General features: G+C 45.6%; 9 protein-coding genes. 3 read left to right on the forward strand and 6 right to left on the reverse strand.

Features of this window, described 5'->3' with window-relative positions:
* Window positions 1-24: 24 nt before the first annotated feature.
* Window positions 25-1,293 (reverse strand): cytosine deaminase, encoded by a 1,269-nt coding sequence (locus MHB82_RS18115; protein ID WP_341175521.1) that lies wholly within the window; start codon window positions 1,291-1,293, stop codon window positions 25-27.
* On the reverse strand, window positions 1,262-2,539 hold the full coding sequence (codB, locus tag MHB82_RS18120; protein WP_095357454.1) for a cytosine permease: 1,278 nt from the start codon (window positions 2,537-2,539) through the stop codon (window positions 1,262-1,264). Before codB ends, MHB82_RS18115 begins: the two co-directional genes overlap by 32 nt.
* Window positions 2,540-3,074: 535 nt before the next feature.
* Between codB and MHB82_RS18125 the strand changes: the two genes are divergently transcribed.
* On the forward strand, window positions 3,075-3,629 hold the full coding sequence (locus MHB82_RS18125) for a GNAT family N-acetyltransferase (RefSeq protein ID WP_341175522.1): 555 nt from the start codon (window positions 3,075-3,077) through the stop codon (window positions 3,627-3,629).
* 98 nt (window positions 3,630-3,727) lie between these two features.
* Here MHB82_RS18125 and MHB82_RS18130 read toward each other — a convergent pair whose 3' ends face one another.
* A complete protein-coding gene (locus tag MHB82_RS18130; protein ID WP_341175523.1) occupies window positions 3,728-5,980 on the reverse strand; it encodes a glycoside hydrolase family 3 N-terminal domain-containing protein in 2,253 nt (750 codons plus the stop codon).
* Between the two features lie 192 nt (window positions 5,981-6,172).
* Here MHB82_RS18130 and MHB82_RS18135 point away from each other — a divergent pair, with 192 nt between their 5' ends.
* The gene (locus MHB82_RS18135; RefSeq protein ID WP_341175524.1) at window positions 6,173-8,188 is read left to right on the forward strand and encodes an ATP-dependent DNA helicase; all 2,016 of its coding nucleotides are present in this window, start codon (window positions 6,173-6,175) and stop codon (window positions 8,186-8,188) included.
* A gap of 252 nt (window positions 8,189-8,440) precedes the next feature.
* Here the strand turns inward: MHB82_RS18135 and MHB82_RS18140 are convergent, their stop codons facing one another.
* Window positions 8,441-9,121 (reverse strand): TetR/AcrR family transcriptional regulator, encoded by a 681-nt coding sequence (locus tag MHB82_RS18140; protein WP_110823178.1) that lies wholly within the window; start codon window positions 9,119-9,121, stop codon window positions 8,441-8,443.
* A 141-nt stretch (window positions 9,122-9,262) separates the two neighbouring features.
* On the opposite strand from MHB82_RS18140, the gene MHB82_RS18145 reads away from it, so the two are divergent.
* Window positions 9,263-10,615 carry an MATE family efflux transporter gene (locus MHB82_RS18145; RefSeq protein WP_341175525.1) on the forward strand — a complete coding sequence of 451 codons (1,353 nt, stop codon included), beginning with the start codon at window positions 9,263-9,265 and terminating at the stop codon, window positions 10,613-10,615.
* A 135-nt stretch (window positions 10,616-10,750) separates the two neighbouring features.
* On the opposite strand, the gene MHB82_RS18150 is transcribed toward MHB82_RS18145, so the two are convergent.
* Together MHB82_RS18150 and MHB82_RS18155 are read right to left on the reverse strand one after the other, a co-directional pair.
* Entirely contained in the window at window positions 10,751-11,467 is a 717-nt protein-coding gene (locus MHB82_RS18150) for a 3-ketoacyl-ACP reductase (protein ID WP_336781924.1), read from the reverse strand.
* A gap of 165 nt (window positions 11,468-11,632) precedes the next feature.
* Complete coding sequence (locus MHB82_RS18155) at window positions 11,633-12,004, reverse strand: winged helix-turn-helix transcriptional regulator (protein WP_110823182.1); 372 nt, start codon at window positions 12,002-12,004, stop codon at window positions 11,633-11,635.
* Window positions 12,005-12,340 lie beyond the last annotated feature (336 nt).

Consider the following 12,340-nt stretch of genomic DNA (forward strand, 5'->3'; position numbering starts at 1 on the left):
CCTATTTCATTTCATTCTCATTGCTTATTTATTAAATGTTACCTTCTCCAAACCGCCTTCAAGAATGATCGATGTATCCCGTGGTTTCGTTTCCGCGATTTTGCGGCCGCCTCTGTACGAGTAGAGCACACCGGCTTGTTTACGGATGGCTTCATATTCATTCTCTGCTTCCAGAACGATGAAGTTGGCCGGCTTGCCTTCTTCAATACCGTACACATCCTCGATGTGGAGCGTTCTTGCGCTGTTTTTGGTAATCAGGTCAATGGAATTCACGATTTGATCGTAACCAAGCAGCTGCGAAGCATGGATACCCATATGCAGCACTTGAAGCATGTTACCTGTACCGAGTGGATACCATGGATCGAAGATGTCATCGTGACCGAAGCACACGTTCAGATCTGCTTCCTGCAGCTCTTTGACACGAGTCAGACCTCTTCTTTTCGGATACGTGTCGAAGCGTCCCTGCAGGTGGATGTTAACCAGCGGATTGGAGACGAAGTTCAGGTCCGCCATTTTCAGCAATCTGAACAGCTTGTACGTATATGCATCATTGTATGACCCCATCGCCGTCGTATGACTCGCAGTCGTACGGGAACCCAGTCCACGTTCATAGGCTTCCTTGGCAACGACTTCTACAAAACGGGATTGCTCATCGTCTATTTCATCACAGTGAATGTCGATTAGACGGTCATATTTCTCAGCAAGGTCAAATGCAACCTTCATGGAATCGACGCCGTATTCTCTCGTGAATTCGAAGTGCGGAATGCCTCCCACAACGTCAACGCCCATTTTCAGCGATTCTTCAAGCAGCTCCACACCGTTCGGATAGGAATGAATACCTTCCTGCGGGAAAGCAACAAGCTGGATGTCAATGTAAGGCGCCATCTCTTCTTTTACTTCAAGCATCGCTTTAACTGCCGTCAAGCTTGGATCTGTTACGTCCACATGTGTCCGCACATGCTGGATGCCCTGCGCCATTTGCCATTTCAGCGCCGTTTTGGAACGAGTTTTAACATCTTCATGCGTCAGAAATGCTTTGCGTTCGGACCACCGCTGAATGCCTTCGAACAACGTACCGCTCAAATTCCATTCCGGCTCACCTGCCGTTAACGTTGTATCCAGATGAATATGAGGCTCGATGAACGGTGGCAGTACAAGCGAACCGCCCACATCGACGACTTCCTCATTCGCAGCAGCAGCTGGCTCCTGCGTGATTTGTTCGAACTTCCCGTCTTTTACGACGATATTCCATAGACCTTCTTTACCCCGCAATTTCGCGTTCTGTATAATCATTTATTTTCCCCTTTTCTTTGGATTCTTTCGCAGATAGGATCAGCATAAGTACAATGTAGGCTACTGCTGTACCAAGAAGTGCATTCAACGGCGTTACTCCGGGTGCAAGTTGAGCGAAAGCCACACCGATCGCCCAAGCCGCCATCGCTATCCAGTTTACCGTTTTGAACGTCATCTCGGCAAACGGTTTATAATTTCTGCGCTTCACGAAGAAGTAATCTGCAATGATAATGGCCCCAATGGACGGTACGGCTGCGCCGAGTACGTTCAGGAAACCAACGAAGTTGTTGTACATCCACATCGCAAAGATGGTACCCACGATGCCGTTAACGATAACGAAGAATTTCTTCGAAATTTTAGTGATGTTGGCAAAACCAAGTCCCGAAGCATATAGAGCATTGTCGTTCGTTGTCCAGATATTCAATCCCAGAACGATGATTGCAGGAATGATCAAGCCTTGCAGGAACATGACTTCCGAAATATCTGCCAGGTTATAGGCCATGGCGCCGACTGCACCGAACAGGAACATGAGCGAGTTACCCAGGAAGAATGCAATGACGGTTGCGGTAACTGCCTGGCGTGACGTACGGGAGAACCGGGCAAAATCTGGCGTTAACGTACCCCCGCTGATAAATGATCCGATACAAATGGTTAGTGCTGCTGCTGCAGTGAGCGACTGTGCCGGCGTGTAATCAAACAATCCTTGCAGGCCACCCAGCGTGTCTGCACCTTCGAACATGGAGTAACTCCCGAGAATGGCAATGGCCGGAACCGCGATATAACCCAAAATAACAAGTGACTTCATACCGTAGATTGCAGATGCCGTCATGGCGAGACCAAACACAAAGATTAGCAGGTACACATTCCAATCCATCGCTTTGGCAACAGGAATCGCGAACATCGCTACGCCAACACCGAACCATCCAACCTGCGTGAATCCGAGCAGGAACGAAGGCAGATACGACCCTTTCTCACCGAATGCATATTTGGCCAGCAAATGTGTGGACAAGCCTGTCTTCGCCGCGATATGTGCCAGTGCTCCTGTATAGATCCCGAGCACCAAATTACCCGCAAGCACGATACCAATGAACTCCATAAAGGTTAAGCTGACACCAAGCGTCCCTCCTGCCAGCATGCTTGCTGAGAAGAACGTGAACCCCAGCATAACGGACAACGTCTTCCAAAAATGATTTCTCTGCGTTTTTGGCACTGCCTGCCATGAAAATTCTTGATCTTGTTTGCTCATCAGAATACCCCCAACTTAAAGTGTCCTGATACCAAAAAGCAGAAAAAAGAGGCTACTCGTCAGGTCATAACTGACAAGTAGCCTCTTTTTTGCATCATAACCCGCGCGAAGACGCAGAGCATCCCTGAACGGAATATGCCCTGTTTCATGCGTGATTATAAAAATCCGCTGCCCTTGCCAGCCTCTCTGGACTGAATTAAAGGTACCAGTATTCAATTACGTTCTATTATTTTGGAAAACGCCACAGATGTCAATGTCATTATTATCCAAACACGATAAAACAGTTATGGAATCAACTTTTCTTCTTAGACCTTCTTCATGTTTTCAGCGTGAATAGCCCTTCATATCTTCCGTTAACGATTATCCTTGCATCCTTGTTCTCAACAGATCCAACCTGTGATAAACTGGCCTTGCTTGATCTGGTTAAGTCTGAAAGGTGTGATGACCATGGCATATAAACTTGATACTAAAAACAAAAACGTACGTTCATGGAAGCAGCAATCAATTTAAAGGAGATGTCACGTTAAAATTGACTATGGAGAAATTTGATTATAGGTCAGAGACAGAGCGATTAATCATCAGACCTTTACAGAAAGACGATTATATCAATTGGTTGAATGAATTCGAAAACCGCTTCCCCTCCCAATACCGTCATGATCAAGGGAAAGTGGACATGACTGAATGTACACGGGATTGGTTCCATCATCTGGTAGATCGACGTCAAGAGCTAGCATGCACAGATGCGGTCTATGTATTTGGGGTGTTTAGAAAGGAAGATGGTACACATCTGGGTACGATTGATATTGCAACCTTAGCCAGAGCTAATTTTCAATGGGCAAGCTTCGGCTATACAATCCATAATCAATATTGGAGGCAAGGATACGGCAAAGAAGCAGTAAAAGAAGCCCTTAATATGGCATTTGAACATTTGAAATTTCACCGTATAGAAGCCCATATTAACTTGGATAATATCCCTTCAGTAAAACTTGCTGAGCGCGTAGGTATGGAATTTGAATGTATACGCAAAGGCTTCATACACGAATATGATGAATGGACGGACCATTTGGTTTATTACAAAAATATCAATTAATCTTTTCCACTGGTGAATTCAAAGATCAAAAACAAAAGACGGACTCCGTATGGTGGAATCCGTCTTTTGTTTATTTTTTTGATTATTATCAATATGCTTTAATTCGTTTTTACTGGCAACTTGCCGGTAGCTTCTTGATGACCAAGCAGCACGTTGATTCCGGCTTCAGTATTGGGCTCCTGTTTGCCATAAACAGCAAGTCCTGAGCGAATGTTCTTCAGATATATCGTTTCATAAGGGTTGCCGAGCGACAACAGCGTATAGCGTTGATTTCGAGTGTTCATCTCATTAATTAAGGCTTGATAAGCAGTCCATCCAAACTGACTGGCCACGTTACGGAACTGGTAGGAAGCCAGGATGACATAATCGGCTTTGGCAACCGTCTCTTTCGTTTGTTTTTGTCCAATTAGGGCAATGTCGGTCTTTATCGACAGGTTATTTGATGCCTGCTTCAACTGTGTCTCAAGCTGTTTGGCTTGCTCTTCTTCCGATGCAACAATGACGATCCGATCTCCTTGTTGCAATGAATCCGGGCGTTTACCGTCACGGCTGGCCAACAGGGTGACTGCGCGCTCTGCAATTTCCCGCTCCACCTCGCGATGTCCCTCTGAACCGATAACTTGGTTAAGCTCGGCCAGCTTAGACGTAAGGCTTTCACTGCGTTCAAACAAGCCATACTTCGCTTTTAGTTCCAAAATGCGCTCAACGGATGCATGAATGGTATCAATCGGAATCGTTCCGTTCTTCACTGCATTCACGAGTGTTTGGTGAGCAGCGGCAGAATTCTGCGGCATTAGGATGATATCCACACCGGCATTGACCGCCCGTTCTACCGCCTGATCTTCACCAAAATGCTCCGCTATCCCATCCATGGTGAACGCATCTGAAATAATGATCCCCTCATATCCAAGCTCTTCCCGAAGCAGACCATTCAATACCTTTTTGGATAACGTGGCAGGAACAGGCACCCGTTGTCCATCTTTAAGCGAAGTGACCTGTTCGTTGTCTATGGCAGGAAAAGCAATGTGAGCAGTCATGATCATCTCCACCCCGTTTTCGATTGCTGCCTGAAAAGGTTTCAGCTCCACCGAATCGAGCCGCTCGCGGTTATGCGTCAGGACCGGCAATCCGAGATGGGAATCCACCATCGTGTCCCCGTGTCCTGGAAAATGCTTAACTGCCGCAAGGACGCCAGATTGCCGCAGCCCTGTTATCGTTGCGAGACCAAGTCTGGTGACCAAATCTGCATCTGAACTGAATGATCGCATTCCGATGATCGGGTTGTCCGGATTGCTGTTAATATCGAGCACTGGGGCAAAGTTGATATTCAGTCCCAGTGCTTTCAGCTCTTCGCCCGTCAGCTGTCCGGCCGCTTCAGCCAGGGCTGAATCTCCGGTTGCACCTAGAGCCATTTGACCCGGTAAATTGGTACCGCCAGGGATTCGCTTAATCACGCCGCCCTCCTGGTCAATGCCAAGAAACATTGGAATGTCCCCTGCTTCCTTTTGCAGATTGTGCGTGAATGTTGTGATCTGCTGAGTGTCCACAATATTTTTATCAAAAAGGATTAAGCCACCCAGATCCTGATTATGGATACTGCTTTTCAATCCTTCATTGACTGTCGTTGTCACTTTACCGTTCCACTGCCGAATGTCAGGCATAAGCATCTGACCGACCTGCTCACTCACGGTCATATAAGAAATCAGCTTGTCCCAATCCTGAGCCTGAATGGCTGCCTGGCGTTCGAACTGAATCAATCGTGACATAAATACGGCATATTCTGCTCGCGTGACCGTTTGATTCGGACGGTAGGTGCCATCTGAATATCCGCCGACCAAACCATTGGAGCTCATGACGAGAATGGGCGCTGCTGCCCAATGGCTTTCCGTATCGGACCAATTGGCGGTTTGCTTGCCTTCCGATAGAGAATATGCGCGTGTTAAGAAAGCTGCAGTTTCAGCGCGGCTAAGCGGTGCATCTGGACGGAAGGAGCCATCCGGGAATCCGCTGGCCAGTCCATTTTTAGAAGCGATCGCAATTTCTTTAGTAAAGGCGTGTGTCTCTAGAACATCTGAGTAAGTCGTACCTTCAGCGGGCTTCTCTAGCTGTTCAGGATATAGCTCCCGTACCAGAAAGGTGACAGCCTGTGCTCTTGTGACAAGCCCTGCGGGTTTAAATTTCCCATCTCCATACCCTGCGACGGTTCCCCGCTTCGCCATGTACTCAATACCATCTGCTGCCCACTTGGAATACTGTAGATCGCTAAAACGCTCTTCCGCGGCTGCATTTCCCGCCCATATGAGCATGGAGCCGAGAACGGCGCCGAATATGCCTATCATTTTTCGCTGCATTTGTTTCACTCCTGTTGCTGTTCTATGTAAGATAAATAGACGCTATTGATATCCGTTTAGTTGCGTTTTATAGCCTTGGACTTGATCATCGCTTACATACACTTGACTGAAAATGACGCATCTAAGATAATTAGGGTTTCACTAAAAATAGCCGAAGAGGAAGATTTTACATTAGGAAGTGAGGTGATTGTCTTGAACTGGTTAAATGAACTCTCTAAATCACAGAAACGCAAACCGAAAAAGGAGCTCGAACGCTCACTTGTTGAAGGCATCTTTCGGGTGTATGACCGTTTCCCCCGAATGGGTCTTCGCGAGCGGATCGGGCAGCAGGATATGTCTCTCGATATCACGGATGCCTATGTTAACGGGCGAAATGCCATGATTGAAGCTGGCGTGGGTATCGGCAAGTCCTTTGGTTATCTCATCCCCAGTCTGCTCATTAATCAGGTATCACAACAGCCCATTATTATCGCCACATCCTCCATTCAGCTTTCGGAACAGATACATAAGGATCTTCGCGTCATCGGCAGCCGGCTCGGCTTCACTACAGTTCGCTCTGTCGTAGGTAAAGGCATGGGCCAGTATGCTTGCCGAAACAGGGCTGCGGAGTTGTTCGAGCCAGATGATCCAAATTCCCCCTTGTCCACCCTTGCTCAGGGAGTAATTAATTATGAAATTGATGAAAGAGCGGACATCCAAGGTGGAATTAGTGATACTGAATGGTCTAACGTGTCCGTAAATGATTGCCAATTCGAACGTTGTCATCATAAAAATGGATGCTTGTTTTACGAAATGCGTGCCAAAATTAATGCTAGGCCAAGCGAGATTGATTTTATTATTGTGAATCAGGATCTGCTCATCCGGGATCTGATGAAGAAAAAAGAAGGAACAAGGGGCATTATTACAGAAAGACCGGCTCTAATCATCATTGATGAAGCCCATAATCTGGAGGCCAAAGTTAGAGACGCAAGAACGCTCGAGTTCACGTTAAGAGGCATCTGCCGTACACTGGACAACACGGTACAATTGCTCATGAAGCAGTCTATGGACAAAACTCTCCTTTCCCGATCCAAATTCATCAAAAGATGTACTCAGCATATTTTCAAACAAATCGAGGCTGACCTGCTCCGAGAGGCCAAACAGGATAGTGACCGTATCAAGATTGCTGAGATGCAAGGCATACCATTTCGCCAAGTCTCCCAACATTTGAAGGACCTTAGTCTTCGCTTATCGGTTCTGACCTCACGCAACGAGCGCGAGATTGACGAAGTTTATGAAGCGATGAACGGGCTTATCTCTCTCATGGATGTTTTGGCTAACACAAATGATAATCATCTTAGTTGGGCAAGTAGAACACTTCGGGCAACCACAATCAGCATCTGTCCCAAAGATATAAGCCAGTTTCTGAAACATACGTTATTTAACGGCAAAACGTCTGTGATTCTCACGTCGGCCACGATGTGTCAAGGCGGAGAAACGCTGGAGGAACAATATTCTTATTTAACACAATCGCTTGGTTACAGGGGCGATTATATGGACCGCAAACCCTCTCCATTTGATTACACAAACCATGCCATGATGTACATCTCGAACAAGGTTCCAACCTATCATTACGATCATCGCGAGCTGTATCTTGAAGCAGCCTACCACGAAATGATTCAACTCTGTAATCTAACCCAAGGTAGAACTTTGGTCCTTTTTTCTGCCAAGGAAGACATGAAGTATATTCATCAGAAGCTGATCTCAGATAAGGGTAAATATCCATGGTCGGTACATGTTCAGAAAGAGGGATCTTCCCAAGATGGGGTAATCGCAGAATTCCGCCGAAGTAAAGGTGTCTTGCTTAGTACAGGCGTTTTCTGGGAAGGTGTAAATATTGAGGGTCCTGACCTGTCGCAAGTCATTGTTTTTCGTCTGCCCTTCCCTGTTCCGTCCGATCCCATCTATGCGTATAAGGCCACTGTATCCGACAATTCGTTCATGGACGTCTTTGTACCGGACATGCTTCTTCGGTTACGGCAAGGAACAGGACGATTGATTCGCAGCGAAACGGACCTTGGCGTGCTCAGCATCCTTGACTCTCGCCTTAGCGAAGCAGCCAGGAAGAATTACCGGGAAGAGGTGCTGGAAACATTACCTTTTAAAAAGGTGACAGAGGATTTTTCGATATTGAAGAAATTTGTCCACGAAAAGGACATTAAACAGTAAGTTTGAAATGGGATACTACTGTTAACGATTGGTTGCGGACACTCATTAAAGAGTCGCATTATGGGCGTTCAACATAAAAAAGCTGATACGGTCTTGTCACCCGCATCAGCTTTTCAGTTTACAATCCAACAAGGGAATTTACCTTGGCAATTACTTCTCTATATACATTGTCTCTATTTCGTTGCACGTTATGCCCATCATCGTAAGGTCTGCCGGGGCAACTTCATCCCCAGATGAGCAGTGAATATTGATTTACTCCTCATACTCCTTAATAACCTGCTCAATCCCCATCAAAATCAGCTTTAAACCAAATTCAAAAGCCTGATCAGTCCCCATTACCTCAAAAAGTCCACTTTTGTACATTCCTCGGAAAAGTCCTGCTTCTGCCTCTGTCATGGAGTCCAGGAGTTCGTTCATCTGCCCGCCCGGAGCCACTCCCTCATCCTCCAGCATCACGGCGATATTACGCTGATGTTGATAATCATCCAAAACGAAATAGAACACATAGTTTGTAAGCGTTATAACGGCTTGCAATTTCTGCTCTTGCTCAAGTGGTGTCGATTCTACGCAAAGCAACATACGGTTGGTGAATCGGATCATGTCAGGTTCATGGGGCAGCGTCATCATCATGAGCTGCGTCGAGCAGGGATAACGACTCAACACGCTTCGAATGGTTATGGCTAGTTCCTCCAACTGCTCTTTCCAATTCCCCTCCGAATTGAATTCCTCCAAAATGATTTTCGATATCTGGTTAGCCAGTCGTTGATAGAGATTCTGCTTGCTCTTGAAATACCAATAAATAGAAGGCGCCTGAATCCCCAGACGATCGGCTAATCGTCTCATGCTGAATTTCTCGATGCCCTCTTCTCCCAGAAGTCCCCACGATGCTTCCAATATTTTATCTTCCGAGATTTGTGGCTGTTGTTTTTTCATTAATATCCGCCCTTTATCTAACAGTGTAAGTTTTACTTTACAGGTTCATACGCTCATGATATCATCTTACACTGTAAGGCACAAACTAACACTGTTAGATTGTCAGCAATACTAAATTACATGAAGAAGGTAGTGACCCACATGGATGCAGAAAACCTCCATTATTTTGAAAAGGCTCCAATCACCAAAGCCGTAGCTCACTTTGCCATCCCGATGATGCTCGGCACGTCAATGAACGTCATATACTCCATCTTGAACGCCTATTTCCTCGGTACGCTGGGCAATACTGCGATGTTAACCGCTCTTGCGCTAACTTTGCCTTTGTTTGCCGCCATCATGGCGTTAGGTAACTTGATTGGCATAGGCAGCGGTACCTTTATTTCCCGTTTGCTGGGCGAGCAGAAATATGATGACGTAAAACATGTGTCTTCCTTTGCGTTCTACAGCAGTTTAGCTCTCGGTTTGCTGGTCATGGCCATCGGTCTTCCATTGATCGATCCCATCGTTCATGGTCTTGGTGCAACAACAGAATCATTTGGATTCACAAAAGAGTATGTCACCGTTATGCTGATTGGCTCGCCATTTGTAATCCTGTTTTTCACACTGGAAAATATCGTACGTTCCGAAGGATCGGCCATCACGTCGATGGTCGGCATGATCCTCAGTGTGGTCGTAAACATCATACTTGATGCGGTAGTCATCTACGTCTTTCACTGGGGTGTTATTGGTGTTGCCTCTGCTACCGTGATCTCCAACCTGGTTGCGAGTGCATTCTACGCCTTTCATATGGGGAATAAAAGCCGTTTACTCACCATTTCTGCCAAATGGTTTAAGGCAAGCAAAGACATCCTGAGCAATGTATTCAAAATTGGTGTTCCTGTCTTTATCATGAGTATCTTCCTGGGGGCCATGTCACTTTTCTTGAACCATTTTCTTGCCGACTATGGGGATCAGGCTGTAGCGGGTTACGGGATTGCATCACGTTTGCTGCAGTTTCCTGAATTCATTTTGATGGGATTATGTGAAGGAGTTGTGCCACTGATTGCTTTTACGTTTACGGCGAACAGGCTGCGTATGAAACAAACCATTGGATTTACGATTAAAAGCATTCTCGTTCTAGCCGCCGGGTTCGGCATCATCGTTTATCTGATCTCCGATCATTTAATCGGACTATTCACGAATGATCCGCAGCTCATTGAAATGGGAAGCTATATTCTGCATGTGACATTTCTGTCCCTGTTCATCTCAGGAATGACGACGCTGTTCACAGGCATTTTCCAGGCAACTGCCCAAGGAACCGCCGCATTTGTTATGTCCATTATTCAAGGAGTTACATTGATTCCTGTGCTTTTCATCGCCAATTATATGAGCGGCTTCCATGGCGTGGTCTGGTCACTAGTTATTGCGGATGCTGTTGCTTTCCTCGTTGGTGCTGCCATGATGTTTATGCTGCGGAATAAACTGCAGCCTGAACTGGAACACCTTGTACAGTAGATAATATTATCGTGTACTTGTGTGACTAGTATGGAACTATGCAAAACAAAAATAAGCCGCTTAAGCAGCGACTTATTTTTGTATATTCCTAGGGTACTTATTTAATTTTTACAATACACTTTTGTTTCTATCCATTTACGGATTTGTTGACCATAGACCCGCATGCTTCAACAATACGCGTGGGTGCAGCTTCAGTTGTGCCACGATCAGGTCTGCCAGATCTTCAGGCTGCATCACCTTGTCCGGATTGCCGTCCGTCAACTTGAGCTCGACTGCCATATCCGTAGCAACGGTGCTAGGAGTCAGAGCCGTAACACGAATGTTTTTCTTACGTACTTCAAGCATCAAAGACTCGGTGAGTCCATTCACAGCTGCCTTGGATGCAGTATACGCGCTCGTAAGCGGCGCACCTTTTTGTCCAGCCGTAGATGAAATGTTAATGATATCGCCTGCGTTGCGCTCCATCATTTCTGGCAATACCGCACGGGTCGTGTAATATACACCTTTCACATTGACATCAATAATATTGGTCCATTCTTCCGGTGTTAACTCCATGAATCCGCCGAATTTGCCGATACCCGCATTGTTGATCAGAATATCGATCGCTCCGAGCTCTCCCCGCACAGACTCTACTGCTGCTGTAATGGAATCCAGATCGGTCACATCTGCTGCAGCAATCGCTACGTTCACATTGTACGGTTTAAGTTCTTCCTTGACCTTTTGCAAATTCTCAAGTGTCCGGCCTACAAGACCTACGTGAATGCCCTCTTGTGCAAATGCAATGGCAATCGCGCGACCAATCCCGCGACCTGCTCCTGTAATTAATGCTACTTTTCCTGCTATGGACTGCATATTATTGTTCGCTCCTTCGAATATTAGATAAGTTAAATGGAATTACAAACCTAGCGTTAAAAACAATCGTTCTCAACTTCTATTCCATTCTAACTGCCCTTACTTTAAATGAAAAGCATGCACTTTTTGGTGCGGTGGTTACCAAACGGTAACTGCCACATCCATTTAATTGCTTTCTTCCTTAAGCTGACTTAGCCGATTCAGACCCCAAGTATACATCATTTCCACAATGGGCAGTATGCTCATTCCTACTTCTGTCATCGAATATTCAACCTTGGGAGGGACATCCGGATAGACTTCTCGATGAACGATGCCATCCTCAATTAGCTCACGCAGCTGGCTTGTCAACATTTTATGTGAAATTTTAGGAAAGAGCTTTTGTAAATCGCTAAACCGATGAGGTCCTTCCACTCCCAAATGCCATAAAATAACCACTTTCCACTTGCCGCTAAGGATCGATAACGTATACTCTTTCTCGCAATGGTAATCCTTTTGGGCTAATCGATCCCGGATATCTTGTCTCAGCGAATCTGTCATGTCTTATCATTCCTTTATTGTATTAAACATTAGTTGGACATGAAGTTGCCTTCATGCATCAACACCATATTATTTAGCAGCCCTTCTATTATACCACCACAAGTTTGTATAAAAGAAGATAACATGATTCGGATGTGAACAAGAATAACGAAGAGAAATTAAAAAGAGACATTGGCTGCTGGTAAGACATATTTTTTTCTCAAACGTCTGTTGCAAAAAAAAATAAAAAAACCAAAGAATCAGTAAATCTCTAAGTTTTATTACATATATTTACAAAATTTGATACCTGTGCTATGTTTGTTTTGAAAGCGCATCCATGACTGGTTTTATTGACAA

The organism is Paenibacillus sp. FSL K6-2862, assembly GCF_038005125.1.
In the GTDB taxonomy this organism is placed as follows: Bacteria; Bacillota; Bacilli; order Paenibacillales; family Paenibacillaceae; genus Paenibacillus; species Paenibacillus illinoisensis_A.

Coding starts and splice junctions, on each gene's coding strand:
- MHB82_RS18145 (WP_341175525.1), top strand. CDS start 9,263: ATGGATGCAGAAAACCTCCATTATTTTGAAAAGGCTCCAATCACCAAA.
- MHB82_RS18125 (WP_341175522.1), top strand. CDS start 3,075: ATGGAGAAATTTGATTATAGGTCAGAGACAGAGCGATTAATCATCAGA.
- MHB82_RS18140 (WP_110823178.1), bottom strand. CDS start 9,121: ATGAAAAAACAACAGCCACAAATCTCGGAAGATAAAATATTGGAAGCA.
- MHB82_RS18150 (WP_336781924.1), bottom strand. CDS start 11,467: ATGCAGTCCATAGCAGGAAAAGTAGCATTAATTACAGGAGCAGGTCGC.
- MHB82_RS18155 (WP_110823182.1), bottom strand. CDS start 12,004: ATGACAGATTCGCTGAGACAAGATATCCGGGATCGATTAGCCCAAAAG.
- MHB82_RS18115 (WP_341175521.1), bottom strand. CDS start 1,293: ATGATTATACAGAACGCGAAATTGCGGGGTAAAGAAGGTCTATGGAAT.
- MHB82_RS18130 (WP_341175523.1), bottom strand. CDS start 5,980: ATGCAGCGAAAAATGATAGGCATATTCGGCGCCGTTCTCGGCTCCATG.
- codB (WP_095357454.1), bottom strand. CDS start 2,539: ATGAGCAAACAAGATCAAGAATTTTCATGGCAGGCAGTGCCAAAAACG.